Consider the following 25,510-nt stretch of genomic DNA (forward strand, 5'->3'; position numbering starts at 1 on the left):
CTCACTCGGGGCTCCGGGGTTGGGGTAGGGCGGGGAGTTTACGTGACGTGGGGCTGGGGTTCTTGTGCTTTCTTGCGGTGTGAACCTGTACTGGCCTCTTCGCGCCGAACCGCCGCGAAGAGGCCGGTCGCCACAGCCGAGACCGACTAAGCTGTCCACTCCAGCCTTGCCTCCGAGGCCCCCTCATGCCCCAGCCCTGGCCCGCCGCCGAGATCGCCCGGCTCATCCTCGACGGCTTCGACAACTACCGCGAACACTTCCGGTGCATCACCCTCGGCGCCCAGGCCCGTTTCGAGCAGGCGCGCTGGCAGGACATCCAGCAGGCGGCGGCTGCGCGTATCAACCTCTATGAAGAGAAGGTGGCCGAGACCAACGGCGGCCTGCGCCAGGCGTTCCCGGACGAGGTGCTGCTCGACGTGACGCAGTGGCCGCTGGCTAAGAGTGCCTACATCCAGCTGATCGACCTGCGGCTGGACGATGAACTGGCGGAAACCTGGTACAACTCGCTGTTCTGCAGCCTGTTCAGCCATGACCTGATCAGCGACGGCTGCATGTTCATCCACACGACACGGCCCGCCCTGCGTGCCCACGAACGTGCGGCCCAGACCCGCACCTATCGGCCCGATCCCGGGCTGGATGGCCTGTTGCGGGCGATCCTCGAAGACCACGCGTGCGATGTGCCGTACGCCGACCTGGAAGCGGACCTGGCGCGGCTCGCCGGGCAACTGCGCGACAGCCTGCCCGGCTGGGTCTGCAAGGACCCGGCGCTGGCGGTGGAGCTGTTTTCATCGGTGTTGTACCGCAACAAGGGGGCCTACCTGGTCGGTCGCCTCTACACCCTGGATGAGCAGTGGCCGCTGGTGATCCCGTTGTTGCACCGCGAAGGCCATGGCATCGAGGCCGACGCGCTGATCACCGACGAGGCCGAGGTGTCGATCATCTTCTCCTTCACCCGCTCCTATTTCATGGTCGATGTGCCGGTGCCCGGTGAGTTCGTCAACTTCCTCAAGCGCATCCTGCCGGGCAAGCATATCGCCGAGCTGTACGCTTCGATCGGCTTCTACAAGCACGGCAAGTCTGAGTTCTACCGCGCCCTGATCAACCACCTGGCCGCCAGCGACGACCGCTTCGTCATCGCGCCGGGGGTACGTGGCATGGTCATGAGCGTGTTCACCCTGCCGGGCTTCAACACCGTGTTCAAGGTCATCAAGGACCGTTTCTCGCCGTCGAAGACCGTCGACCGCGCCACCGTCATCGACAAGTACCGCCTGGTGAAAAGCGTCGACCGGGTCGGGCGCATGGCCGATACCCAGGAGTTCGCCGATTTCCGTTTTCCGCTCGGCAAGTTCGAGCCCGCTTGCCTGGCCGAATTGCTGGAGGTGGCGCCGTCGACCGTGCTGCTCGAAGGCGACACGGTGCTGATTCGCCACTGCTGGACCGAACGGCGCATGACCCCGCTCAACCTCTACCTGGAGCAGGCCAGCGAGGCCCAGGTGCTGGAGGCACTGGAGGACTACGGCCTGGCGATCAAGCAACTGGCTGCGGCCAACATCTTCCCCGGGGACATGCTGCTGAAGAACTTCGGCGTTACCCGTCATGGGCGAGTGGTGTTCTACGACTACGACGAGATCAGCTTCCTGACCGAGGTGAATTTTCGCCATATCCCGCCGCCGCGTTATCCAGAGGACGAGATGTCCGGCGAGCCGTGGTATTCGATCGGGCCGCACGATGTGTTTCCCGAGGAGTTTCCGCCGTTCCTGTTCGCCGACATGGGGCAGCGGCGGCTGTTCAGCCGTTTGCATGGGGAGTTGTATGACGCCGATTACTGGAAGGGGCTGCAGGCGGCGATTCGCGAGGGGAAGGTGATCGATGTGTTTCCGTATCGGCGCAAGGGGCGGTGATTTCGGTTTGCCTGTGCCGGCCCTTTCGCGGGTAAACCCGCTCCTACAGGTACTGCACCGTTTTCGGCCACTGTGATCCCCCTGTAGGAGCGGGCTTGCCCGCGAAGAGGCCAGACCTGCCTTGCACCGTCACCCCCGCAAACACTTCAACCCACTGAAATCCGCCCGCACCTTGCTCAACCGCTCTTGCAAGAAAAGCCGCTGCTGCGGTGTGCTCTGCTGCACCAGATCCACCAGCAGGCTACGCGCCTGTGTTTCGGTGTTCTCGTAAGCCGCCCGGTACTGCGTCGTCCACAGGCTCTCCTTGCGCTGCAGCAAGGTCGCCAGGCGCGGCTCGAAACTGGCATCGTTGCGCTGGTTCATCGCCAACAGCAATTGCTGTTGCCAATGCGCGCGGTTGGCGATCCATTCGCGATTCTGGTCCCCCAGCGCCTTTGACCAGGCCCGCACACGCTGTTGCTGCACCGGGGTCAGTTCGCCGAACCAGGGCGTCAGGCGTTTTTCCATGCGCTCGGTGCGCCGGGTGATCTGCTCGGCCAACGGGGTGTCGACGTACTTTTTCTGCCGTTCGCTGATGTCGTCGTGAAAGGCTTCGCGCATCTCGGCCACCTGGCTGTCGCTCATGCCACGCAGCAGCTCGGCAGCCGACGGGGTGATCGCCTCGGCCACCCGGCCGATGGCCTGGCGTGCTTCCACGGTGCGCTGTTGCACGGCCTGGTCGGTCACCTGGCCCTCGGCGACCATGTCGCGCACCCGGTCGAGCCAGTCGAGGTAGCCGGGCAGTTGCGTCTTGCAATGCCAGGCCAGGTGCTGCTTGAGGCGGTCGTCGAGCAGCGCCTTCTGCTCGCGGTTCATGTCCAGGTAATCGCCCAGCGACCAGGGCACCAGGCGGTCGAGGTTGCGGTAGGCCAGGTCGATGCGGGTGCAGGCGGCCAGCGCGACGATGAAACCGAGGGCGATGAACAGGGCTTTGGACAGGCGTAGAGGCATGTGCGAATCCTGGCAGGGGCGGGCCAATCGGTAGGCGCAGGGCGCAGCGACGCGGTTCAACCGAATCAGCGGTCGGGCAGCGTGCCGGCTTCAGGTGTAGAATAGCCGCCTTGTCTTGAGGATCATCGGAAATGGCTCTGCTTGGGCGTTACAACAGTTTGCAAATCGTGAAGCATGTGGAATTCGGCCTGTACCTGGATGGCGGCGCCGATGGCGAGATCCTGCTGCCCGGGCGTTACATTCCGAAGGACGCGGAAACCGAGGTCGACGACTGGTTGAACGTGTTCATCTACCTGGACAGCGAAGACCAACTGATCGCCACCACCGAAAAGCCCAAGGTGCAGGTCGGCGAGTTCGCCAGCCTCAAGGTCAAGGACATCAATGGCGCCGGTATCTTCCTCGACTGGGGCCTGTCCAAGGACCTGCTGATGCCCTACTCGGAAGAGTCGCGCCAGCTGAAGATCGGCGACTACTGCGTGGTCCACGCCTACCTCGACAAGCGCACCCGGCGTATCACTGCCACCTCGCGCCTGGACCGCTACCTGGACCGCACCCCGGCCGACTACCAGGCCGGCCAGCCGGTGCAACTGCTGGTTGCGGGCGAGACGCCCATGGGCTTCAAGGCGATCATCAACAACCGCCACTGGGGCCTGATCCACAAGAACGAGGTGTTCAAGTTCCTGCGTTCGGGCATGCATGTGGACGGTTTCATCAAGGAAGTGCGTCATGACGGCAAGATCGCCCTGAGCCTGCAGCCGGTGGGCCAGGCGCTGGGCGATGACCTTCAGGCTCGCATCCTGGCACGCCTTGAGGCCGAAGGCGGAGTGCTGCCGGTCTGCGACAAGAGCGCCCCGGAAGTGATCAGCCAGATGTTCAATGTCAGCAAGGGCAACTTCAAGAAGGCCATTGGCGGGTTGTTCAAGCAGGGCCGCATCGTCATCCATGACGACCGGATCGAAAAGGCCTGATCAGGCCTGCACGAACGTCTTGAAGTCCAGCTGTTCGCCACCCGGACGGGTGTCGCGCAGCAGCGAGTCGCGGTCGGCGCTCAGTGCCAGGCTGATGGTCGAGCGGCGCTTGCCAGGGTTGCGCACTTCCATCTGCTCCTGGTGGGCCTTGAGGAAGTTGGTCGGCACCTTCAGGTGTTGCAGTTCGTCGCTTTCCGGGGTGTGCAGCAGCAGGTTGACCCAGTCGGGCTGGCCCTTGCGCAGCAGCGCCACCGGCACCTCGAACCACCACAGGTTGCGCTTGGGGTCGAGGATGGCGAACAGGGTGTTGGCGCTGGTCAGCACCGGTTTTGCCAGCGCTTCGTTACGCCGGGCGATGGCGGCGGGTTTGTCGAGTTTCATGCAGGTTCCTGCGGGTTGACGCTTGATTAGGGCTGCATTGTGAGGGGTGGCAGCGGGCGCGGCAAGGCTTCAGGGCCTCTTCGCGGGGCAAGCCCGCGAAAGGGCCAGCAGCCTTAACGCCGAACCGGCAGGCTCAACTCGGAAGTGGCGCCGTCGGCGGTGGTCACCGTCGCGGTGAAGCTGTTCAACCCAGCGGCATTGTCCAATGGCTGGGCAAATTGCGCCTGGCCTTTGGCATCACTGTTCACCAGCACTTCGCCCAGGTATCGCTCGGCCTCGGTCGCATTGGCTTCGGCATTGCCGAACAGTTCGATGCGCAGCAGGCTCGACGCCGGCCCTTGCACCTCGCCACGTAGCACATTGCCGTCCAGCGCCAGCAGCCTTGGCGCCTGCTGGTTGTGGTTGGGCAGCGGCTGGCAGGGCTTGGGCTCGCCATTGCCGTCGCAGATGATCGCCTGGTCCTTCTTCGCCAGCTCCGCCCCGACCCCGCGTGAACCCACATACAGCGCATGGGCCTGGGCAGGCACGCCGAAGACGATGGCGCCGGTGCGCTGGTCCGGCACGCACGAGCCACCGGCTTCGCAGCGGCGGATGTCCTTGCTGTTGTCCCAGATGCGGTTGCCGCTCAGGCGCGTGGCGGTGATGTCTGGCTCGGGGCGCAGTGCCACGCCGATGCGGTTGCCGTGGATCAGGTTGCCGTCGAGCATGTTGCCCTCGCCGGTGACGCTGACGCCGATCGAGTTGCCAGTGAAGGTGTTCGCGCCCAGGTAGTTGCGCTTGCCCCAGTTGATCTGCAGGCCGTCGGAGTAGTTTTCGAAGCGGTTGCGCACCACGCTGTTGTCGTTGCCCAGGAGAATCTCGATGCCCTGGGACGGCTCCGGGTTGGCCTCGGTGGAGCGGAACAGGTTGTCGGCGACCAGGTTGAACGCAGCGCCGCGGGTCAGTTCAAGGCCGTCGCCATTGTCGATCAACTGGTTGCGCAGCACCTTGTTGTTGATCGTGGTGGTGGCGGTGGGGGTGCCCGCGCCATCGTCGCCGGTGAGCATGATCCCGGCACCGCCCTTGTTGGCGACGATGCGGTTGTCCTCGATGACGTTGTTGCTGGCGCGGTTGACCAGGATGCCGATGCAGAAGTTGCGTACTTCCAGGCCGCTCAGGTGCACGCCCTGGGTGTCGCGCAGCACCAGGCCGGGGTTGGTGGTGGTGCGCACATTGGTGCCGAACTGGCCGGGCAGCGCGCCTGGGCATGTGCGCACGCCCTGGTCCTTGATGTAGGCCGAGCCGTCGATGGCGATGTACTGGCCGTCACGTGCCCAGGGCAGGCCGGTGATGCGCACTGGGCCCTTGATTTCCGGCAGCGCTCGGCTCGGGCGAATGACGTACGGCGCCTGGCCGACGGCGGCGATCTCGATGCGATAGCGGCCAGGCTCGCGGTTGCTGGTCTCGATGGCCCAGCGCAGGCTGCCAGGTTTGTCGTCATCGGCGTAGTGGTCGACGCGCAGGGTTTGCTCGCCAGTGGCTTGGCCGGCGAGTGCAGGCAAGGGAAGCAGCGGCAGCAAGGCCGCGAACAGAGGTATCAGACGCATGTGTGCGGGTATCCAGAAGCTGTTGTTCTTGTAGGGTGGCAGCCTGCATGGGGCGGCCTTTTGCCGGGGATACTAGGGCAGCCGCCGCCGATGGGGCAGAGGTCCAGGGCCAATTCGGTGCGGTATTCGCCCGCTGATTTACCGTTCGGCTTCTGCGCGCAAAACCTTTTGAAACTCCTGGCGCGGGCCTCCGGTCCACCGACTGTCGACACGGTTCCCCGTGTCTCGATTACAGGAGATTCGCCATGAGCGGCACCAAAGACAAAGCGAAAGGCTTGGCCAACGAAGCGATTGGTAACGTCAAGCAGGGCGTCGGCAAGGTGACCGACAACGACAAGCTGCGCGCCGAGGGCAAGGCCCAGGAACTCAAGGGCGAGGCGCAGCAGGTCAAGGGTGACATCAAGGATGCGGTGAAGAAGCCTTGATCTGAGGTGGCCTGTGCTGGCCTTTTCGCGGGCTTGGCCGCGAAGAGGCCGGTGCAGGAATATGTGGGCATTTTCCTAAAGTAGCCAGGGAGCAGCACATCGAAGCCGTGGTCTATTAGACTGGACCGTACGACCGATCAAGCGGCGAAAGGAGACGCTATGATTTTTTCCGCCCTGCAGGGCCTGCCCTTGCACCGCGTGCTGGTGCGCACCGTCAAGGAATTTCTCGACGACGAGATGTCCACCTATGCCTCCGCACTGGCGTACCAGATGCTGTTTTCGCTGTTTCCCTTCCTCTTGTTCCTGATCGCCTTGATCGGCTTCCTGCACCTTCCGGACTTCTTCTCCTGGCTGCGCCTGCAGTCGGAGCTGGTGCTGCCGCCGCAGGCGCTGGAGCAGGTCAACCCAGTGATCGACCAGTTGCAGCAATCCAAGGGTGGGCTGCTGTCGGTAGGTATCGTGATCGCGCTGTGGACCGCCTCGGCCGGTGTGCGGTTGATGATGAGCGCGATGAACGCTGCCTACGATGTGCCAGAGGGACGGCCGGTATGGAAGCGGATCCCCTTGTCGATTTTCTACACCGTGGGCCTGGCCGGCATGCTCCTGGCTGCGGCGGCGCTGATGGTGCTGGGGCCTCAGGTGATGGAATGGATCGCCTCGCAGATTGGCATGCAGGAGGTCATCGTCACGGTATGGACCATCGTGCGCTGGCCGGCGATCATCTTCTTGCTGATGGTCGCCGTGGCACTGATGTACTACGTGATGCCCGATGTTAAGCAGAAGTTTCGCTTCATCACGCCAGGCTCGGTACTGGCGGTGGTGGTATGGATCATCGCCTCGCTGGGCTTTGCCTACTACGTGAAGACCTTTGCCGACTACAACGCCATGTATGGCAGTATTGGTGCGATCATCGTGCTGCTGTTGTACTTCTATATCTCCGCCGCCGTGTTGCTGCTCGGCGCGGAGATGAACGCGGTGATCGAACACATGTCCGCCGAGGGCAAGAACCCCGGTGAAAGGGACGTCGGCGAGCCCGCCGAGCATGGCCGTACCGTGCTGGGTCATGAACAGCCTGCGACGGAGCCTGAGCCGAGCCGTGCGCCATCTTCAGAGCCAAACCCGCGATGATCCGTGACATCTTGAAAATGGGTGACGAGCGTCTGCTGCGCATCGCCCCACCAGTGCCCGACCACCTGATCGGCAGCGCCGAGTTGCAGGCGTTGATCGACGACATGTTCGAAACCATGCACCACGTCGGCGGCGTCGGCCTGGCTGCGCCGCAGGTCGGTATCGACCTGCAACTGGTGATCTTCGGCTTCGAGCGCAGCGAGCGCTACCCTGACGCACCACCGGTGCCGCAGACCATCCTGCTCAACCCGGCGATCACGCCGCTGTCCACCGAGATCGAGGAAGGCTGGGAGGGCTGCCTGTCGGTGCCCGGGCTGCGTGGTGTGGTGCCGCGCTACAAACACATCAGCTACGCCGGCATCGACCCGCAGGGCAACGCGATCAACCGCTTTGCCGACGGCTTCCATGCCCGGGTGGTGCAGCACGAGTGCGATCATCTGATCGGGCGGCTGTATCCCTCGCGGATCCAGGACTTCGCCAAGTTCGGCTATACCGAGGTGCTGTTCCCCGGCTTGGATGCCAGCGACGATTGATCCCGCTGCAACGCCACCAGGCGCTTGCTCCGTTGGTAGCGCGCCAGGCGCGCGGCCAACGCTTCAGGTAGCGTCGCCGCCGCGCTGAAGCCCAGGCGTTGGTAGAAGGCTGCCAGGTCCGGATGGCAGAACAGCCAGGTAGGCGCTTGGCGGCGTGCCAGCGCCGCCTCCACCAGGCACGTGGCGACGCCTTGGCCCCGCAGCGCAGGAGCCACCAGCAGTCCGGTCAGCCAATACCCCTCGCCAACGCTCGACAGGCTCAAGCCGGCAATGATGCCTGGCGCGCGCGCTACCCAGCGTTCGCCGTCGCTGGCGGCGCGCATGCGCGAGCCGTGCTGGCGATAGAAGTGATCGAGCAGGCGAGCCTCGGTGGCACTCAAGAGGGAACAGTGGGGTACGGTCATGGGGAACGAGGCTGGGAAACGGTCCTGGGTTGTCGCAGATTGTTGCAAATCACGCAAGGCTGAATAACTGACTTTGGGGTTCAACTATTTTGGTCGGGGAGTAGAATTTACTCATCCCCACGCAGTATGACGAAGCGGGATCGGTACTTCGTGTCATCGTCGCAGTGATGACAACTTCTCCGCGCCTACCACGGCTACAGAAGTCAATCGATCAGCTTGATTGCTTTAGCAGGCCAAACTCCATGAAACCATTACTGATTCTTGCATTGGTCGGTATGTCCTCGTTCGCCCTTGCCGATGAGGCCGCACCCGTCTCCACCCAGCCAGTGGTCCAGCAGTACGACTACTCCATGAACCTGGACATCAAACGGGTGATCAACCTGTCGACCATCCCCAATGTCTGTGAAGTGGTGCCGGCGACCATGACCTATGAAGACCACCAAGGCCAGGTGCATACCATCCAGTACCGAGCCATGGGCGAGGGCTGCCAGCAGGGCTGATCCCTGCGTTGCCCGATCGGCCCCCGTGGCTGGCGACTCGCTGTTCGAGACGCCGGCACGGGGGCCGAGTCGTTTTGATGTGAGCAAAAAGATTGCTTCGATGCAGTCTGCACCATCGAAAAAGATAGCCAGACTGTCGATTCCATCAAACCCCGTTCGACCATGAGATGAAAGCGCAGGCAATCCCTGCGCCCACACCTCATCACCGAGCGGAGAACGCCCCATGAACACCGCAGTCGAAACCGAGATCCGTCAACTGATCGAGCGCTGGATGCAGGCCGTGCGCGACCGGGACATCCAGGCCATCACCGCCCCCTATGCCGACGATATCGTCGCCTTCGACGCCATCGCCGCCCTGCAATTCAAGGGCAAGGCCGTCTACCAGAAGCATTGGGAAATGTGCATGGGGTTTTGCACCGGCCCCATGGTGTTCGAGCAGGCCGAGCTGACCGTGCACGCCGACGGCGACCTGGCGCTGGCCCACTGGCTCAACCGCTGTGGGCCTGCTGATGACGAGAGCCAGTGCGGCTTCATGCGCGCAACCGTGGGCTACCGCAGGACTGCAGGGCAATGGCAGGTGATCCACGAGCATTGGTCGGCGCCGTTCGACATGGAAACGCAAAAAGCACGCTTCGATCTCAAACCCTGAGCGGCTATCGCCAAACGCACTTTGCCAATGCCCTGGAGACGACGATGAAATACCTGTGCCTGGTCTATTGTGACGAAGGGCTGCTGCACAGCCTGCCGGACAGCCCTGAAGATGCCGAATGCATGGCCTACGCCGAAAGCCTGCAGGGCTCCGGGCGCATGCTCGCCGCCGAAGCGCTCAAGCCGGTGCAGACCGCCACCACGGTGCGGCTGCGCGCTGGGCGCATGAGCCTGACCGATGGCCCATTTGCCGAAACCAAGGAACAGCTGGCGGGGTTCTACCTGATCGATGCGCGCGACCTCAACGAGGCGCTGAACATCGCCAGGGGCATCCCTGCGGCGCGGGTTGGTAGCGTCGAGGTGCGGCCGGTGCGAGAACTGCAACCCTGACCGCGATGGAGAACAACAATGAGCCTTGCACAACCTGGGCAAGCCCAGCATGAGTTGGCCATCAGCCGTTTGCTCGATGCGCCGCCGGCCAAGGTATTCCGCGCCTGGACCGACCCCCAGTGGCTGATGCAATGGTGGGGGCCGCATGGCATGACCACGCCGGAATGCGAGATGCAGCTGTGGGTCGGGGGGCTGTTTCGTACCTTGATGCGCGCCCCCGACGGTGCCGAGTACCCGACCCAGGGCGTGTTCCTGGAAATTGCCGCGCCGCGCCGGCTGGTGTTCACCGATGCCTTCACCCCGGGCTGGGTGCCGTCGAACAAGGCCTTCATGACGGCGGTGATCACCTTCGAGGACGAGCACGGCAAGACCCGCTACACCGCCCGTGCCCTGCACTGGAATGCCGCCGACTGCCGTGCCCATGAGGAAATGGGCTTCTACCAGGGCTGGGGCGAGAGCCTCGACCGCCTGGAGGCGGTGGTCCAGCGGATGCCGGACTGATGGCGGTACAGGCCCAGGTCCGCGCTCAAGTCGAGGCGGTCTATCGCCAGGATTCCAGACGTATCCTGGCGACGCTGATTCGCCTGCTGGGCGACTTCGACCTCGCCGAGGAGGCGCTGCATGAGGCGTTCTTCGTCGCGGTGGAGCGTTGGCAGCGCGATGGCATCCCCGCCAACCCGCGTGCCTGGCTGGTCTCGACCGGGCGCTTCAAGGCCATCGATACGCTGCGTCGGCGCGCCCGTTTCGACCGTTCCCAGGCGGATCTGATCATGCTCATCGAAGGCCAGGGTCAGGACCCGAGCGAGGAGGAACTGCTCGCCGACGACCGCCTGCGGCTGATCTTCACCTGCTGCCACCCAGCCCTGGCCGCCGATGCCCAGGTACCGCTGACCCTGCGCGAGGTCTGCGACCTGACCACCGAGCAGATCGCCCGGGCCTTCCTGCAGAGCCCGGCCACCATCGCCCAGCGTATCGTCCGTGCCAAGGCCAAGATCCGCGATGCCGGCATCCCGTACCAGGTACCCGAACTGCACGAGCTCCCCGAGCGGCTGGACAGCGTGTTACGGGTCATCTACCTGGTGTTCAACGAAGGCTACTCGGCGTCGTCCGGCGGGCGCCTGCTGCAGCGGGAGTTGAGCGATGAGGCGATACGCCTGGGTCGCTTGCTGGTGGGGTTGCTGCCCGATGCCGAGGCCACCGGGCTGCTGGCGTTGATGCTGCTGCAGGCCTCGCGCCAGCGTGCGCGTAGCGATGCCGAGGGCAACCTGGTGCTGCTCGACCAGCAGGATCGCAGCCTGTGGGACCGCGAGCGGATCACCGAGGGCTGCGAACTGGTACGCCTGGCGCTGCGCAGTCGGGCATTCGGCGCCTACACCGTGCAAGCGGCGATTGCCGCACTGCACGCCGAGGCGCCGAGTAGCGAGGCGACGGATTGGGTGGAGATCGTCGGGCTGTACGATGTGTTGCAACGGCATTGGCCGTCACCGGTGGTGGCGCTGAACCGGGCGGTGGCGTTGGCCAAGCGCGATGGGCCGCAGGCGGGCTTGCGGGCGGTGGAGGAGATTCTGCAAGGCGGGGAGTTGCAGGATTATCACCTGCTGCATGCTGCACAGGCAGAGCTGCATCATCAGCTGGGCCATGTCGACCAAGCGCGTGCGGCGTGGCAGCGCGCCTTGGCGCTGACCCAACAGGAGCCCGAGCGGCGGCATATCGAAAAGCGCATGGCCGCGTTGCCGTGGTAGGAGCGGCACCAGGCCGCCCCTGGAGGATCAACTGGCGACGAAGTTCGGTGGCGACACCAGTTCGACCGTCTGCTGCTTGCGTGGGGCGAGGATCTCGGCCTCGCCGCCGACCACCAGTTCGTCGTTCTGGTTGTACACGTTGGTGGCGATGCGCACCTTGAACTTTGGCAACTTCTCGAGAATCTCCAGGCGCACGGTCAGGGTGTCGCCGATCTTCACCGGTTTCTGGAAGCTCATCTGCTGGCCCAGGTAGATGGTGCCGGGGCCCGGCAGGGTGCAGGCCACTGCGGCGCTGATCAGCGCGCCGCTGAACATGCCGTGGGCGATGCGCTCGCGGAACATGCTCTTGGCGGCGAACTCGGCATCCAGGTGTACCGGGTTGTGGTCACCGGACATCGCGGCGAACAGCTGGATGTCGCGTTCTTCCACGGTCTTCTCGTAGCTGGCCGTCTGGCCGACTTCGAGGGCTTCGTAAGGCGTGTTGGTGACCTGGGTCATCGGGGCTTCCTTGGTGGGCGGACGAGGCCGCTATCATTCACTGCGGGCAGGCCGGCAAAGGGCCAGCGCCTGCTCCAGCCAGCCGAGGATATCGGCAGTGACCTCGTCACGGTTGGTTTCGTTGAGCACTTCATGGCGTGCGCCAGGGTAAACCCGCAACTGTACATGAAGGTTGCCGGTCGCGCGCAGGGCGTCGACCAGTTTCATCAGACGTTTGCCGGCACTCACCGGATCACATTCGCCACCGATCACCAGCAGCGGCAGGTTCGGGTCGATCTGGGCGAGGTTCTTCGCCTGGCTGATGTGTGCCAGCCCCAGCAGCAGGTCGAGCCATAGCTGGTTGCTGCAGCGAAAGCCGCACAGCGGGTCGTCGATGTACTTGTCCACTTGCACAGGATCGCGGCTGAGCCAGTCGAAAGCGGTGCGGGTGGGGCCCAGCGCCTTGTTGAAGCTGCCGAACGACAACCATTCGAGCAAGGCACTATGGCCTAGTGGGCCCTGGCGCCAGGCTTCCAGGCGCGCGACCTGGCGGGCCAGGCGGTACAGCGCCGCAGGCTGGTAGTTGGAGCCACTGAGGATCGCCCCTTGCAAGCTGGCGCTGTGGTGCAGCAGGTAGGCCTGGGCGATGTAGCTGCCCATGCTGTGCCCAAACAGGAACAACGGGGTGCCGGGGTACTGCTGGCCGATGTGCTGGGCCAACAGGCCGAGGTCGTCGACCACGGTTTCCCAGCCACGGTGGCGAGCGAACAAGCCCAGGCTGCCGAGTTCGGCGGTGCGCCCGTGGCCGCGCAGGTCGGGCGCCAGCAGGGCGTAGCCGGCATCGCTCAGGGCATGCCCGAAGCGCGCGTAGCGCCCGGCATGCTCGGCCATGCCATGGGCGAGCAGGACCACGGCCTTGACCGGTGTGCTCGGCAACCATTGGTGCACATGGAGGCTGCAATGCTCGCTGGCGGGCAGCCAGAAGGCGTCGTGGGGCATGGCGGATCCCTGGCGGAAGCATACTCGCTCAGTGTATGCGCAACCCGACCGATTGCAGGAATGGCACAAATAAGATTCATGATGTTAATGGCAGCACGTTGCGCATAGGCCACCCTGGACTTAGCTGCTAACGTCGAGGCAACGCCTTTTCGCCGTGCGGCGAATCGGTCAGGGAAAACGGGCCCAGGTAGAGGAACGACAATAAATGCAAGCCGATTTCTGGAACGACAAGCGCCCGGCGGGCGTACCTTCCACCATCGACATCCAGGCCTATGCCTCGGTGGTCGAAGTGTTCGAGCGCTCCTGCAAGCGCTTCGCCGACCGGCCGGCCTACAGCAACCTCGGGGTGACCCTGAGCTACGCCGACCTGGATCGTCACTCCGCGGCCTTCGCCGCCTGGCTGCAGCAGCACACCGACCTGGCCCCGGGCGACCGCATCGCGGTGCAGATGCCCAATGTCCTGCAATACCCGATCGCCGTGTTCGGCGCCTTGCGCGCCGGGCTGATCGTGGTCAACACCAACCCGCTGTACACCGAGCGCGAGATGCGCCACCAGTTCAAGGATGCCGGCGTGCGGGCGCTGGTGTACCTGAACATGTTCGGCCAGCGGGTCCAGCAGGTGCTGGCCGATACCTCGATCGAGTACCTGATCGAGGCGAAGATGGGTGACATGCTGCCCCGCGCCAAGGGCTGGCTGGTCAATACCGTGGTCGACAAGCTGAAGAAGATGGTCCCGGCCTACAGCCTGCCCCAGGCGACGCCGTTCAAGCAGGTGCTGCGCCAGGGCGACGGGTTGACCTGCAAGCCGGTGCCGCTGAGCCTGGAGGACATCGCCGTGCTGCAGTACACCGGTGGTACCACGGGCCTGGCCAAGGGCGCCATGCTCACCCACGCCAACCTGGTCGCCAACATGCTCCAGGTGCTGGCCTGCCTGTCCCAGCAAGGGCCCGATGGGCAGAAGCTGCTCAAGGAAGGCCAGGAAGTAATGATCGCGCCGCTACCGCTGTACCACATCTATGCCTTCACCGCGAACTGCATGTGCATGATGGTCACTGGCAACCACAACGTGCTCATCACCAACCCGCGGGACATTCCCGGGTTCATCAAGGAGCTGGGCAAGTGGCGGTTCTCGGCGCTGTTGGGGCTCAATACCCTGTTCGTCGCGCTGATGGACCATCCGGGTTTCCGCCAGCTGGATTTCTCCGCACTGAAGATCACCAACTCGGGCGGCACGGCTCTGGTCAAGGCCACCGCCGAGCGCTGGGAAAGCATCACCGGCTGCCGCATCGTCGAGGGCTACGGCTTGACCGAAACCTCGCCGGTGGCCAGCACCAACCCCTACGGCCAGCTGGCGCGCCTCGGCACGGTGGGCATCCCGGTGGCCGGTACGGCGTTCAAGGTCATCGACGACGACGGCAACGAGCTGCCGTTGGGCGAACGCGGCGAGCTGTGCATCAAGGGCCCGCAGGTGATGAAGGGCTATTGGCAGCAACCCGAGGCCACGGCCCAGGCCCTGGATGCCGAGGGCTGGTTCAAGACCGGTGACATCGCGGTGATCGATCCGGATGGCTTCACGCGCATCGTCGACCGCAAGAAGGACATGATCATCGTCTCGGGCTTCAACGTGTACCCCAACGAGATCGAGGACGTGCTCATGGCCCATCCGCAGGTGGCCAGTTGCGCGGTGATCGGGGTGCCCGACGAGCGCTCGGGGGAGGCGGTGAAACTGTTCGTGGTGCCACGGGCCGGCGGGGTCACGGTCGAGGAGTTGAAAGCCTATTGCAAGGCCAACTTCACCGGCTACAAAGTGCCCAAGTACATCGTGTTGCGGGACGCGTTGCCGATGACGCCGGTGGGCAAGATCCTGCGCCGGGAATTACGCGAGACGGCCTGAAATCGCCCAGCTCCAGCACCCTGGACCGCTCTGGCAGGCCAACTCTGGCCTGCCATGCGACATTTTGGATAATTACTCTAAAAATGACTCATATTGTTCATTGAGTCATTTTGGTGACCGTAAGGCCCGTCTTTGGCTCTAGGCGACCCTAGGCAAAGCTGTTACGCTCGGCGCGCTTTCAGATGTTTCGCCATCCAGCGAAGCGTCATCCAAATCAATAATAAGCGCATCGACGCGTGAATCGAACTTCGCTGTTGCTGAAGGAGTGGGCTTCCATGATCGAACATTTTTGGAAGGATAAGTACCCAGCCGGGATTACGGCGGAAATCAATCCTGACGAATTCCCCAATATCCAGGCAGTACTCAAGCAATCCTGCCAACGCTTTGCCGACAAACCGGCCTTTAGCAACCTGGGCAAGACTATCACCTACGGCGAGTTGTATGCGTTGTCCGGGGCGTTCGCCGCCTGGCTGCAGCAGCACACCGACCTCAAGCCCGGCGATCGCATCGCCGTGCAACTGCCCAATGTCCTGCAATACCCGGTGGCGGTTTTCGGCGCCATGCGTGCCGGCCTGATCGTGGTCAACACCAACCCGCTGTACACCGCGCGGGAAATGGAGCACCAGTTCAACGACTCGGGGGCCAAGGCCCTGGTGTGCCTGGCCAACATGGCCCATCTCGCCGAGAAGGTGGTGCCCAAGACCCAGGTCAAGCACGTCATCGTCACCGAAGTGGCCGACCTGCTGCCGCCGCTCAAGCGCCTGCTGATCAACAGCGTGATCAAGTACGTGAAGAAGATGGTGCCGGCCTATCGCCTGCCCCAGGCCGTGCGCTTCAACGACGCCCTGGCGCTGGGCAAGGGCCAGCCGGTCGTCGAGGCCAACCCGCAGCCCAACGACGTGGCGGTGTTGCAATACACCGGCGGTACCACGGGCGTGGCCAAGGGCGCGATGCTCACCCACCGCAACCTGGTGGCCAATATGCTGCAGTGCCGGGCCTTGATGGGTGCCAACCTGCAGGAAGGCTGCGAGATCCTGATCACGCCGCTGCCGCTGTACCACATCTATGCGTTCACCTTCCATTGCATGGCGATGATGCTGATCGGCAACCACAACGTGCTGATCAGCAACCCGCGCGACCTCTCGGCCATGGTCAAGGAACTGGGCAAGTGGAAGTTCAGCGGCTTCGTTGGCTTGAACACGCTGTTCGTCGCACTGTGCAACAACGAGGCATTCCGCGCGCTGGACTTCTCCGCGCTGAAGATCACCCTGTCCGGCGGCATGGCCCTGCAGTTGAGCGTGGCCGAGCGCTGGAACGCCGTCACCGGCTGTGCCATCTGCGAAGGCTATGGCATGACCGAGACCAGCCCGGTGGCCACGGTCAACCCGGCCGAGGCCAACCAGGTCGGGACCATCGGCATTCCCGTGCCCTCGACGCTGTGCAAGGTCATCGACGACAGCGGCAACGAGCTGGCCCTGGGCGAAACCGGTGAGTTGTGCATCAAGGGCCCGCAGGTCATGAAGGGCTACTGGCAGCGCGAGGAGGCCACCGCCGAGATCCTCGACAGCGAAGGCTGGCTGAAGACGGGTGACATCGCGGTGATCCAGCCGGACGGCTACATGCGCATCGTCGACCGCAAGAAGGACATGATCCTGGTGTCGGGCTTCAACGTGTACCCCAACGAGCTCGAAGACGTGCTCGCCGGCCTGCCGGGCGTGCTGCAGTGCGCGGCCATCGGCGTGCCGGACGAGAAGTCCGGCGAGGTGATCAAGGTTTTCATCGTGGTCAAGCCGGGCATGACCCTGACCAAGGAGCAGGTGATGCAGCACATGCGTGCCAACGTCACCGGCTACAAGGTGCCGCGCTACATCGAGTTCCGCGATGCGTTGCCGACCACCAACGTGGGCAAGATCCTGCGCCGTGAATTGCGCGATGAAGAGCTGAAGAAGCAGGGCTTGAAGAAGATCGCCTGATAGACCTCGCTGGCTTATTTTCGCGGGTAAACCCGCTCCTACAGGTACTGCACAAGTCCTTTGGGAGCGGGCTTGTCGGGGCGCCGAACCGCCGCGAAGAAGCCACCGAGATCAGCGCAGTTTCTCCAGCATCTGGTAGTACCACATGCCCGCCGCCAACAGCGGATTGCCCAGCAAGTCCCCCATCGGTACCCGCACGTGCTTGCACGCCGCGAAGGTGTCGAACTTCTCCAACGTCCCCGTCAGTGCCTCGGCCATGATCTCGCCCATGATGTGGCTGGTGGCGATGCCATGCCCCGAATAGCCCTGGCAGTACCAGACATTCTCGGACAACTTGCCCAACTGCGGAATGCGGTTGACCACGATGCCCATGGCGCAGCTCCATTGGAATTCGATCGGCACACCCTTGAGCGCCGGGAAGGTGCGCTCGATGCACGGGCGCAATTCGCCCGCGATGTCGCGTGAATCCTTGCCCGAATAGTTGGCGCCGCCACCGAACAGCAGGCGTTTGTCGGCGGTGAGCCGGTAATAGTCGAGGACGAAGCGGCAGTCGTATACCGCCAGGTCCTGTGGGTTGATCTGCTCGGCCAGCTCGCCCAGCGGCGCGGTGGTGACGATGCCGCCCATGGCAGGGAAGATCTTGCCCTTGAGCTGGCGCTTTTCCAGCTTGTGGTAGACGTCACCGGCCAGCATCACCTGGCGCGCTTCGACCCGCCCGTGGGCGGTGACCACCGCCGGGCGCGGGCCGTGGACGATATCCAGTACCTCGGAGTTCTCGAAGATCAGCGCGCCCAGGCCATGGGCCGCACGCGCCTCGCCCAGGCACAGGTTGAGCGGGTGCAGGTGCAGGTTGCGCAGGTTCTTCAGTGCGCCCAGGTACAACGGGCTTTGCAGGTGCTCGGCGACGCCTTCGCGGTCGAGCATTTGCACCTGTTCGCCCATGCCGCGGCGTTGGGCTTCGGCCTCGAAGCTGCGCAGCTCGTCGAGGTGCGAGGGCTTCATCGCCGCGTGCAGGTGACCGCGCTTGAGGTCGCAAGCGATGCCGTAGCGGGCCACGCGTTGCTCGATGACCTGGTGCCCGCGCCAGCGCAGGTGCCAGATGAAGTCGTCCACCTCGGCACCGAGGCGGTTGCGCATCTGCGTGCGCATGGCTTCGTCACCCGAGAGGCTGCCGGTCACCTGGCCGCCGTTACGCCCGCTGGCGCCCCAGCCGATGCGGTTGGTTTCGACGATGGCCACCTTCAGGCCGCGTTCGGCCAGTTCCACGGCGGTGGCCACGCCGGTGAAGCCGCCGCCGATGATGGCGACGTCGACCTGTACCGTGCCCTTGAGCTGGGGGTACTCGGTGTGGTCATTGAGGCTGGCGCTGTAGTAGGACGGCGCGCGCTGCGCCGGGCCGTTGCTGGTTGCTGCGTTCATCGGTGTTCCTTGTTCTTCGTAGGGTGGTGCTCAGGCCTGGTGCAGGTACCAGCGCCAGTCCTGTTCGCTGACTTCGGCCATGAATTGCCGGTACTCGGCGCGCTTGACCTTGAGGTACACGCCGAGGAAGTCTGCGCCGAGGGCTTCCCGGGCCCATTCGGAATGCTCCAGGGCATCGAGCACGCTCAGCCAGTCGGTGGGCAGGTGCTCGGTGGCCTGGGCGTAGCCGTTGCCCTCGACCGGCGCACCGGGGTCGAGTTGTTCGCGGATGCCGCTGTGGGTCGCGGCGAGGATGGCAGCGGCGGCCAGGTAGGGGTTGGCGTCGGCGCCGCAGATGCGGTGCTCCACATGCCGGCTGTTGGCCGGGCCGCCCGGTACCCGCAGGCTCACCGTGCGGTTGTCGACGCCCCAGGTCGGTGCCAGCGGCGCATAGCTGTTGGCCTGGAAGCGGCGGAACGAGTTGGCGTTAGGGCAGAACAACAGCAGCGAGTCGCGCAGGTGGCGCAGCATGCCGGCCACGGCCTGGCGCAGCAGGGGCGTGCCGGCCTTGTCTTCACTGGCGAACAGGTTGTTGCCGTGGCGGTCGGCCAGGCTCAGGTGCATGTGCATACCGGTGCCTGCCAGGTGGGCGAACGGCTTGGCCATGAAGCATGCCTGCATGCCGTGGGCGTGGGCTACGCCCTTGACCAGGCGCTTGTAGCGCACGGCCTGGTCCATCGCGACCAGCGCGTCACCGTGCTCAAGGGTGATTTCCACCTGTCCGGGGGCGTACTCGGAGATCGCCGTGCGTGCCGGGATGCCCTGGGCCTTGCAGGCGGCGTAGAGGTCGGCGAGAAACGGCTCGATCTGCTCCAGCTCGCGCAGGCCGTACACCTGGGTACTGCGCGGGCGCCCGCCGTCGCTGTCCAGGGCCGGTTGCGGACGGCCCTGGGCGTCGCGCTGCTGGTCGAGCAGGTAGAACTCCAGTTCGCAGGCCATCACCGGGTGATAGCCATCGGCCTTGAGCGCCTCGATGGTCCGCAGCAGTACATGGCGAGGGTCGGCGACGCTGGCCGGCAAGCCCTCGCTTGGGTGCATGCTGACCTGCAGCGCGGCGGTGGGCACGCGCCGCCAGGGCAGGCGGACCAGGCTGCCGGCCAGGGGGTAGGCGCGGCAGTCGATGTCGCCGACGTCCCAGACCAGGCCGGAGTTCTCCACGTCGTCACCATTGAGGGTCAGGCCCAGGATGGTGCTCGGCAGCGGGCGGCCGCTCTGGTACACCGCCAGCAGCTCGTCGCGGTGCAGCAGCTTGCCACGCGGCACGCCGTTGGCGTCGAGGATGAACAGCTCGAACAGTTCGATATCGGGGTTGGCGGCCAGGAACTGGCTCGCTTGCTCAATGGGTGCAAAGTGCATGTTTTCTCGCTCGTAGGCGCGCAGGGCCGCCGCAGGCGCGGGCGGTCCGACTGAGTCAAACGGCCAGGCTACGGCCGGGTTGGGTCACAGGGGCGAGAGCGAGGTATCCGGTGGGCGAGCGTGACGGCAATGCCATAGGGCCCAGAAGGCGAGGATGACGTGGACCAGCGGATTTTCGCCGGCGCGGGTCCGGGCCTTCGGCAGCGAAGGGCGGGACAGCGGGGGCGCGATGGTCTGGATGGGGGTCATGCCTTGGATACTCACATGCGGCTCAAGGTTGATTAAAGCAGTGAATGGCAACCTTTACATCGGGATCGGCTAAACATTGCGCTGGCTCTGGGGGCCTCTTCGCGCCGAACCGCCGCGATGAGGCCCCACAACCAGCAGAGAACCGGCAAATCTGCGACAATCGCGCATCCCGACGAACGCCGATCATGCCCAGCAGGCTCACCTGCATTACTAAAAAGCCCCATGACTGACCACGCCATCGACAAACTGCTGCAAAACCTCGACCACGCCATGATCGCCGACCGCCATCGCCTGCGCCGGCAATTGCACGAGCTGCGTAAGCGCCCCGACGAGGCGAAGCTGGCGCAGTGGGCAGAAAAGGTCCAGGCGTCCTGCGCCCAGGTGACTGCGCGTCAGAACAGCGTGCCGCGCATCCGCTACGACGACAGCCTGCCGATCGCTGCCAAGCGCGACGAGATCAAGAAGGCCCTGGCCGAGCACCAGGTGCTGGTGATCGCCGGCGAGACTGGCTCGGGCAAGACCACCCAGTTGCCGAAGATCTGCCTGGAGCTGGGGCGTGGCAGCCATGGCCTGATCGCCCATACCCAGCCCCGGCGGATCGCCGCGCGTAGCGTGGCGGCACGGGTCGCCGAGGAACTCGGCACGCCATTGGGGGCGCTGGTGGGCTATCAGGTGCGCTTCGAGGACCAGAGCGACGCCAATACCTTGGTCAAGCTGATGACCGACGGCATCCTGCTGGCCGAGACCCAGCACGACCGCTTTCTCGAACGCTATGACACGATCATCGTCGACGAGGCCCACGAGCGCAGCCTGAACATCGACTTCCTGCTCGGCTACCTGAAGACCCTGCTGCACCGTCGCCCCGACCTGAAACTGATCATCACCTCCGCGACCATCGACCTGGAGCGCTTCTCCCAGCACTTCGATGGTGCGCCGATCATCGAGGTGTCCGGCCGTACCTATCCGGTCGAGACCTGGTATCGGCCGCTGACCAGCGAGCAGGACGAGGAGGGCAACCAGGTCGAGGACGACCTCACGGTCGACCAGGCGATCCTCGCCACCCTCGACGAGATCGCCCAGCACGAGCGCGGCAATGGCAAGGGCCCGGGCGATGTGCTGGTGTTCTTGCCCGGCGAACGGGAAATCCGCGACGCCGCCGAGATCCTGCGCAAGGCGCAACTGCGCCATACCGAGATCCTGCCGCTGTACGCGCGCCTGTCGCCGGCCGAACAGCAGCGCATCTTCCAGCCGCACACCGGGCGCCGCGTGGTGCTGGCCACCAACGTCGCGGAAACCTCGCTGACCGTGCCCGGCATCCGCTACGTGATCGACACCGGCACCGCGCGCATCAGCCGTTACAGCTACCGCGCCAAGGTCCAGCGCCTGCCGATCGAGGCGGTCTCGCAGGCCAGCGCCAACCAGCGCAAGGGCCGTTGCGGGCGGGTCGAGCCGGGCATCTGCGTGCGCCTGTACAGCGAAGAGGACTTCAACGGCCGGCCAGCCTTCACCGACCCGGAAATCCTGCGGACCAACCTGGCTGCGGTGATCCTGCAGATGCTGCACTTGCGCCTGGGTGCCATCGATGCCTTCCCGTTCATCGAGCCGCCGGATGGCAAGGCCATCAGCGATGGTTTCAACCTGTTGCAGGAGCTGTCGGCGGTCAACCGCGAGAACCAGCTGACCCCGCTCGGCCGTCAACTGGCGCGCCTGCCGATCGACCCGCGACTGGGCCGCATGCTCCTCGAAGGCGCCCGCCAGGGCAGCCTGCAGGAAGTGCTGATCGTCGCCAGCGCGCTGTCGGTACAGGATCCGCGCGAACGCCCACCAGAGCGTCAGCAGGCCGCCGACCAGGCGCATGCCCAGTGGAAGGACGTCGATTCGGACTTCGCCGCCCTGGTCAACCTGTGGCGTGGCTTCGAGGAACAGCGCCAGGCGTTGACCGCCAGCCCGCTGCGCAACTGGTGCCGGAAGAACTTCCTCAATTACCTGCGCCTGCGCGAATGGCGGGACGCCCACCGTCAGCTGGGGCTGATCTGCCGTGACCTGCAACTGGCGGTGAACAAGGAGCCGTGCGACTACCAGAAGCTGCACAAGGCGATCCTCAGCGGCCTGCTCAGCCAGATCGGCCACAAGACCGAAGAGGGTGACTACCAGGGGGCTCGGCAACGACGGTTCTGGGTCCATCCGTCCTCAGGCTTGGGGCGCAAGCGCCCGCAGTGGGTGATGGCGGCTGAGCTGGTCGAGACCACCAAGCTGTACGCGCGCATGGTGGCCAAGATCGAGCCCGACTGGATCGAGCCGTTGGCCGGCCACCTGGTCAAGAAGAACCACTTCGAACCGCACTGGGAGAAAAAGCGCGGGCAGGTGGTGGCCTATGAACAGATCACGCTCTATGGGCTGATTCTGGTCGGCCGCCGCCCGGTGCACTTCGGCCCGATCGACCCGGCCACCTCGCGCGAGCTGTTCATCCGCGAGGGCCTGGTCGGTGGCGAGATCCAGTCGCGAGCCAAGTGCCTGGCGGCCAACAAGCGCTTGCTCGAACAGCTCGACGAGCTGGAGGCCAAGGCGCGTCGGCGTGACATCCTGGCCGACGAGGAAACCCTCTACGCCTTCTACGAGGCGCGCCTGCCGGCGGAAATCCACCAGACCGCGACCTTCGACAGCTGGTACCGGATGACCAGCCAGAAGGACGCCAACCTGCTGATCATGCGCGAGGAAGACGTGCTGGCCCGCGAGGCCAGCGAAGTCACCGCGGCGCAGTATCCCGACACCTTGCAGCTGGGCGACCTGCGCCTGCCGTTGACCTATCACTTCGAACCCGGCCACCCCCGCGACGGCGTGACCATACGGGTACCGGCACCGCTGTTGCCGAGCCTGCCGGGCGAGCGCCTGGAATGGCTGGTGCCAGGGCTGATCGAAGCCAAGTGCGTGGCCCTGGTGCGCAACCTGCCCAAGGCCCTGCGCAAGAACTTCGTGCCGGTGCCGGACTTCGTCAAGGCAGCCCTGGCGCGCATGAGCTTCGGCCAGGGCGCGTTGCCCCAGGCGCTGGGCCAGGAGTTGCTGCGCATGACCGGCGCCCGTGTGCCGGACGAAGCCTGGAACGAGTCGGTGAGCCTGGTCGAAGGGCATCTGCGGATGAACATCGAGGTGCTCGATGGCCAGGGCAAGTTCCTCGGTGAAGGCCGCGACCTGGCCGAACTGACCGCGCGCTTTGCCGCCGCAAGCCAGGCCGCGCTGGCCGTGCCGCGCAACGACAAGGCCGAGCAACCGGTGCAGGCCAAGGCCTTCGCTGAAGTCGCGCAAACCGCCCAGCAGAAGATTGCCGGGCTGTCGATGACGGTCTATCCGGCACTGGTGGAAGAAAACGGCACCGTGCGCGAAGGGCGTTTCTCGACCCAGGCCGAGGCCGAATTCCAGCACCGCCGCGCCCTGCAACGGCTGTTGCTGCAGCAATTGGCGGAGCCGGCCAAGTTCCTGCGTGGCAAGCTACCGGGCTTGACCGAGCTGGGCCTGCTGTACCGTGAACTGGGGCGCATCGAGGCACTGGTGGAGGACATCCTGCTGGCCAGCCTGGACACCTGCATTCTCGAAGGCGAAACCCCGCTGCCGCGCGATGGCGCCGCACTGGCCGGGCTTGCCGAACGCAAGCGCGGCAGCTGGGCCGAGCATGCCGAGCGCCTGGCGCGCCAGACCCTGGAAGTGCTCAAGCTGTGGCATGGCCTGCAGAAGCGTTTCAAGGGCAAGATCGACCTGAGCCAGGCGGTGGCCCTCAACGACATCAAGCAGCAGCTGGCCAACCTGGTTTACCCAGGCTTCGTGCGCGAGACCCCGAGTGCCTGGTTCAAGGAGCTGCCGCGTTACCTCAAGGCGGTGGAAGTGCGCCTGGAAAAACTCGGCGCGCAGGTGCAGAAGGACCGCGTGTGGAGCGGTGAGCTGGGCAACCTGTGGGCCCAGTACAAGGCGCGTGCCGACAAACATGCCCAGGAGGGCAAGCGCGACGAGCAGTTGACGTTGTACCGCTGGTGGCTCGAGGAGTACCGGGTGTCGTTGTTTGCCCAGCAGCTGGGCACCAAGGTACCGATCTCGGATAAGCGACTGAGCAAGCAGTGGAGCCAGGTGGAAGGCTAAACTTCCCCAGTTGTGGCAATATTGAGCCAATTTGGGCCGCGCTGCGGCCCCTGTAGGAGCGGCCTCGCGCCGCGAACGAGGGCAAAGCCCTCGCCTTAAAATTGGCACTAAAGTGCCATTATTCATATTCCCAGCCAGCGCCCCGTGGCGATGGCCTTTGACCAGAGGAACGACCGTGCATAACGTCGTGATCAGCGGCACCGGCCTGTTTACCCCGGCCCAGAGCATTTCCAACGAAGAACTGGTGGCTTCCTTCAACACCTGGTCACAGCAGTTCAACCAGGACAACGCCGCCGCCATCGAGCGTGGCGAGATCGAAGCGGCGCCTGTGTCCGATGCGGCGTTCATCGAGAAGGCCTCGGGCATCAAGAGCCGCTTCGTCATGGACAAGGACGGCATCCTCGACCCGCAGCGCATGAAACCGCGCCTGCCCGAGCGCTCCAACGACGAGCCGTCGATCCTCTGCGAGATGGCCGTGGCTGCCGCCCGCCAGGCGCTCGAGCGTGCCGGGCGCAGCGCCGCGGATGTCGACGGGGTGATCGTCGCCTGTTCCAACCTGCAGCGCCCGTACCCCGCCATCGCCATCGAAGTGCAACAAGCGCTGGGCATCCAGGGTTTCGCCTTCGACATGAACGTGGCCTGCTCGTCGGCCACCTTCGGCATCCAGACCGCCGCCAACAGCGTGCAACTGGGCCAGGCCCGTGCGGTGCTGATGGTCAACCCGGAAGTGTGCACCGGTCACCTGAACTTCCGTGACCGCGACAGCCACTTCATCTTCGGCGATGCCGCCACGGCTGTGCTGATCGAGCGCGCCGACCAGGCCACGTCGAAGCATCAGTTCGATATCGTCAGCAGCAAGCTTTGGACCGAATTCTCCAACAACATTCGCAACAACTTCGGGTTCCTCAACCGGGCGGCGGAAGAGGGTATCGGTGCTCGTGACAAGCTGTTCATCCAGGAAGGCCGCAAAGTATTCCGCGAGGTGTGCCCCAAGGTCGCCGAACTGGTTGGCGAGCACCTGGCGGAGAACGGCCTGCAGCCTTCCGACGTCCAGCGCTTCTGGCTGCACCAGGCCAACCTGAGCATGAACCACCTGATCGTCAAGAAGCTGCTGGGGCGTGAGGTGGACGAGCAGGAAGCGCCGGTGATTCTCGACCGTTATGCCAACACCAGTTCGGCGGGGTCGGTGATTGCCTTCCATCTGTACCAGGATGACCTGGCGCCTGGGGCGCTTGGGGTGTTGAGTTCGTTCGGTGCGGGGTATTCGATCGGTAGCGTGATTCTGCGCAAGCGCTGAGAGATGTAAGAAGGCATCCGGCCCCTTCGCGGGCTCGTCCCGCGAAGGGGCCGGATGCATTTCCACCAGGCAAAAAAAGGCGG

General features: G+C 64.6%; 22 protein-coding genes. 14 read left to right on the forward strand and 8 right to left on the reverse strand.

Features of this window, described 5'->3' with window-relative positions:
• Positions 1-185: 185 nt before the first annotated feature.
• Positions 186-1,901, forward strand: coding sequence for a bifunctional isocitrate dehydrogenase kinase/phosphatase (aceK, locus tag IAE37_RS13115; RefSeq protein WP_201174261.1), 1,716 nt, complete (start codon positions 186-188; stop codon positions 1,899-1,901).
• A 129-nt stretch (positions 1,902-2,030) separates the two neighbouring features.
• Here aceK and IAE37_RS13120 read toward each other — a convergent pair whose 3' ends face one another.
• Entirely contained in the window at positions 2,031-2,891 is an 861-nt protein-coding gene (locus tag IAE37_RS13120) for a DUF6279 family lipoprotein (RefSeq protein ID WP_201174263.1), read from the reverse strand.
• A 131-nt stretch (positions 2,892-3,022) separates the two neighbouring features.
• Here IAE37_RS13120 and IAE37_RS13125 point away from each other — a divergent pair, with 131 nt between their 5' ends.
• Positions 3,023-3,859, forward strand: coding sequence for a CvfB family protein (locus tag IAE37_RS13125; RefSeq protein WP_201174265.1), 837 nt, complete (start codon positions 3,023-3,025; stop codon positions 3,857-3,859).
• Here IAE37_RS13125 and IAE37_RS13130 read toward each other — a convergent pair whose 3' ends face one another.
• Positions 3,860-4,240: a hypothetical protein gene (locus tag IAE37_RS13130; protein WP_201174267.1), complete on the reverse strand. Its 381-nt coding sequence runs from the start codon at positions 4,238-4,240 to the stop codon at positions 3,860-3,862.
• A gap of 113 nt (positions 4,241-4,353) precedes the next feature.
• A complete protein-coding gene (locus IAE37_RS13135; protein ID WP_201174269.1) occupies positions 4,354-5,826 on the reverse strand; it encodes a right-handed parallel beta-helix repeat-containing protein in 1,473 nt (490 codons plus the stop codon).
• Between the two features lie 245 nt (positions 5,827-6,071).
• Between IAE37_RS13135 and IAE37_RS13140 the strand changes: the two genes are divergently transcribed.
• From IAE37_RS13140 to def, 3 genes are all read left to right on the forward strand, one after another.
• A complete protein-coding gene (locus tag IAE37_RS13140; protein WP_110743729.1) occupies positions 6,072-6,251 on the forward strand; it encodes a CsbD family protein in 180 nt (59 codons plus the stop codon).
• Positions 6,252-6,410: 159 nt separating this feature from the next.
• The gene (locus IAE37_RS13145; RefSeq protein ID WP_201174271.1) at positions 6,411-7,379 is read left to right on the forward strand and encodes a YihY/virulence factor BrkB family protein; all 969 of its coding nucleotides are present in this window, start codon (positions 6,411-6,413) and stop codon (positions 7,377-7,379) included.
• A complete protein-coding gene (gene def, locus IAE37_RS13150; RefSeq protein ID WP_201174273.1) occupies positions 7,376-7,912 on the forward strand; it encodes a peptide deformylase in 537 nt (178 codons plus the stop codon). Before IAE37_RS13145 ends, def begins: the two co-directional genes overlap by 4 nt.
• Here def and IAE37_RS13155 read toward each other — a convergent pair.
• Positions 7,867-8,235: a GNAT family N-acetyltransferase gene (locus tag IAE37_RS13155; RefSeq protein ID WP_201174413.1), complete on the reverse strand. Its 369-nt coding sequence runs from the start codon at positions 8,233-8,235 to the stop codon at positions 7,867-7,869. The two genes, def and IAE37_RS13155, sit on opposite strands and share 46 nt — an antisense overlap.
• 323 nt (positions 8,236-8,558) lie before the next feature.
• Between IAE37_RS13155 and IAE37_RS13160 the strand changes: the two genes are divergently transcribed.
• The 5 genes from IAE37_RS13160 to IAE37_RS13180 all read left to right on the forward strand — a co-directional run bounded on the left by IAE37_RS13160 (position 8,559) and on the right by IAE37_RS13180 (position 11,596).
• Positions 8,559-8,816, forward strand: a complete 258-nt coding sequence (locus IAE37_RS13160) for a DUF2790 domain-containing protein (protein WP_201174274.1) — start codon at positions 8,559-8,561, stop codon at positions 8,814-8,816.
• A gap of 223 nt (positions 8,817-9,039) precedes the next feature.
• A complete protein-coding gene (locus IAE37_RS13165; protein ID WP_201174275.1) occupies positions 9,040-9,465 on the forward strand; it encodes a YybH family protein in 426 nt (141 codons plus the stop codon).
• A 44-nt stretch (positions 9,466-9,509) separates the two neighbouring features.
• Positions 9,510-9,854, forward strand: a complete 345-nt coding sequence (locus tag IAE37_RS13170) for a YciI family protein (RefSeq protein WP_201174276.1) — start codon at positions 9,510-9,512, stop codon at positions 9,852-9,854.
• An 18-nt stretch (positions 9,855-9,872) separates the two neighbouring features.
• Positions 9,873-10,355 carry an SRPBCC family protein gene (locus tag IAE37_RS13175; RefSeq protein ID WP_201174277.1) on the forward strand — a complete coding sequence of 161 codons (483 nt, stop codon included), beginning with the start codon at positions 9,873-9,875 and terminating at the stop codon, positions 10,353-10,355.
• Positions 10,355-11,596, forward strand: a complete 1,242-nt coding sequence (locus IAE37_RS13180; protein ID WP_201174278.1) for an RNA polymerase sigma factor — start codon at positions 10,355-10,357, stop codon at positions 11,594-11,596. Before IAE37_RS13175 ends, IAE37_RS13180 begins: the two co-directional genes overlap by 1 nt.
• Before the next feature lie 27 nt (positions 11,597-11,623).
• Here IAE37_RS13180 and IAE37_RS13185 read toward each other — a convergent pair whose 3' ends face one another.
• The gene (locus tag IAE37_RS13185; protein WP_201174280.1) at positions 11,624-12,094 is read right to left on the reverse strand and encodes a MaoC family dehydratase; all 471 of its coding nucleotides are present in this window, start codon (positions 12,092-12,094) and stop codon (positions 11,624-11,626) included.
• 33 nt (positions 12,095-12,127) lie between these two features.
• Positions 12,128-13,072, reverse strand: a complete 945-nt coding sequence (locus IAE37_RS13190) for an alpha/beta hydrolase (protein WP_201174282.1) — start codon at positions 13,070-13,072, stop codon at positions 12,128-12,130.
• Between the two features lie 205 nt (positions 13,073-13,277).
• On the opposite strand from IAE37_RS13190, the gene fadD2 reads away from it, so the two are divergent.
• Both fadD2 and fadD1 read left to right on the forward strand, forming a co-directional pair.
• Positions 13,278-14,966 (forward strand): long-chain-fatty-acid--CoA ligase FadD2, encoded by a 1,689-nt coding sequence (fadD2, locus tag IAE37_RS13195; RefSeq protein ID WP_201174284.1) that lies wholly within the window; start codon positions 13,278-13,280, stop codon positions 14,964-14,966.
• Positions 14,967-15,241: 275 nt separating this feature from the next.
• Complete coding sequence (gene fadD1 / locus IAE37_RS13200) at positions 15,242-16,939, forward strand: long-chain-fatty-acid--CoA ligase FadD1 (protein ID WP_201174285.1); 1,698 nt, start codon at positions 15,242-15,244, stop codon at positions 16,937-16,939.
• Positions 16,940-17,050: 111 nt separating this feature from the next.
• On the opposite strand, the gene IAE37_RS13205 is transcribed toward fadD1, so the two are convergent.
• Positions 17,051-18,358, reverse strand: a complete 1,308-nt coding sequence (locus tag IAE37_RS13205; RefSeq protein ID WP_201174286.1) for an NAD(P)/FAD-dependent oxidoreductase — start codon at positions 18,356-18,358, stop codon at positions 17,051-17,053.
• A 30-nt stretch (positions 18,359-18,388) separates the two neighbouring features.
• Entirely contained in the window at positions 18,389-19,753 is a 1,365-nt protein-coding gene (locus tag IAE37_RS13210) for a glutamine synthetase family protein (RefSeq protein ID WP_201174287.1), read from the reverse strand.
• 471 nt (positions 19,754-20,224) lie between these two features.
• On the opposite strand from IAE37_RS13210, the gene hrpA reads away from it, so the two are divergent.
• Together hrpA and IAE37_RS13220 are read left to right on the forward strand one after the other, a co-directional pair.
• Positions 20,225-24,130 (forward strand): ATP-dependent RNA helicase HrpA, encoded by a 3,906-nt coding sequence (gene hrpA / locus IAE37_RS13215; RefSeq protein ID WP_201174288.1) that lies wholly within the window; start codon positions 20,225-20,227, stop codon positions 24,128-24,130.
• A gap of 175 nt (positions 24,131-24,305) precedes the next feature.
• Entirely contained in the window at positions 24,306-25,427 is a 1,122-nt protein-coding gene (locus IAE37_RS13220; RefSeq protein WP_201174289.1) for a beta-ketoacyl-ACP synthase III, read from the forward strand.
• Positions 25,428-25,510: the final 83 nt, after the last annotated feature.

The organism is Pseudomonas sp. S31, assembly GCF_016648105.1.
GTDB lineage: Bacteria > Pseudomonadota > Gammaproteobacteria > Pseudomonadales > Pseudomonadaceae > Aquipseudomonas.

Coding starts and splice junctions, on each gene's coding strand:
- aceK (WP_201174261.1), top strand. CDS start 186: ATGCCCCAGCCCTGGCCCGCCGCCGAGATCGCCCGGCTCATCCTCGAC.
- IAE37_RS13120 (WP_201174263.1), bottom strand. CDS start 2,891: ATGCCTCTACGCCTGTCCAAAGCCCTGTTCATCGCCCTCGGTTTCATC.
- IAE37_RS13125 (WP_201174265.1), top strand. CDS start 3,023: ATGGCTCTGCTTGGGCGTTACAACAGTTTGCAAATCGTGAAGCATGTG.
- IAE37_RS13130 (WP_201174267.1), bottom strand. CDS start 4,240: ATGAAACTCGACAAACCCGCCGCCATCGCCCGGCGTAACGAAGCGCTG.
- IAE37_RS13135 (WP_201174269.1), bottom strand. CDS start 5,826: ATGCGTCTGATACCTCTGTTCGCGGCCTTGCTGCCGCTGCTTCCCTTG.
- IAE37_RS13140 (WP_110743729.1), top strand. CDS start 6,072: ATGAGCGGCACCAAAGACAAAGCGAAAGGCTTGGCCAACGAAGCGATT.
- IAE37_RS13145 (WP_201174271.1), top strand. CDS start 6,411: ATGATTTTTTCCGCCCTGCAGGGCCTGCCCTTGCACCGCGTGCTGGTG.
- def (WP_201174273.1), top strand. CDS start 7,376: ATGATCCGTGACATCTTGAAAATGGGTGACGAGCGTCTGCTGCGCATC.
- IAE37_RS13155 (WP_201174413.1), bottom strand. CDS start 8,235: ATGCGCGCCGCCAGCGACGGCGAACGCTGGGTAGCGCGCGCGCCAGGC.
- IAE37_RS13160 (WP_201174274.1), top strand. CDS start 8,559: ATGAAACCATTACTGATTCTTGCATTGGTCGGTATGTCCTCGTTCGCC.
- IAE37_RS13165 (WP_201174275.1), top strand. CDS start 9,040: ATGAACACCGCAGTCGAAACCGAGATCCGTCAACTGATCGAGCGCTGG.
- IAE37_RS13170 (WP_201174276.1), top strand. CDS start 9,510: ATGAAATACCTGTGCCTGGTCTATTGTGACGAAGGGCTGCTGCACAGC.
- IAE37_RS13175 (WP_201174277.1), top strand. CDS start 9,873: ATGAGCCTTGCACAACCTGGGCAAGCCCAGCATGAGTTGGCCATCAGC.
- IAE37_RS13180 (WP_201174278.1), top strand. CDS start 10,355: ATGGCGGTACAGGCCCAGGTCCGCGCTCAAGTCGAGGCGGTCTATCGC.
- IAE37_RS13185 (WP_201174280.1), bottom strand. CDS start 12,094: ATGACCCAGGTCACCAACACGCCTTACGAAGCCCTCGAAGTCGGCCAG.
- IAE37_RS13190 (WP_201174282.1), bottom strand. CDS start 13,072: ATGCCCCACGACGCCTTCTGGCTGCCCGCCAGCGAGCATTGCAGCCTC.
- fadD2 (WP_201174284.1), top strand. CDS start 13,278: ATGCAAGCCGATTTCTGGAACGACAAGCGCCCGGCGGGCGTACCTTCC.
- fadD1 (WP_201174285.1), top strand. CDS start 15,242: ATGATCGAACATTTTTGGAAGGATAAGTACCCAGCCGGGATTACGGCG.
- IAE37_RS13205 (WP_201174286.1), bottom strand. CDS start 18,358: ATGAACGCAGCAACCAGCAACGGCCCGGCGCAGCGCGCGCCGTCCTAC.
- IAE37_RS13210 (WP_201174287.1), bottom strand. CDS start 19,753: ATGCACTTTGCACCCATTGAGCAAGCGAGCCAGTTCCTGGCCGCCAAC.
- hrpA (WP_201174288.1), top strand. CDS start 20,225: ATGACTGACCACGCCATCGACAAACTGCTGCAAAACCTCGACCACGCC.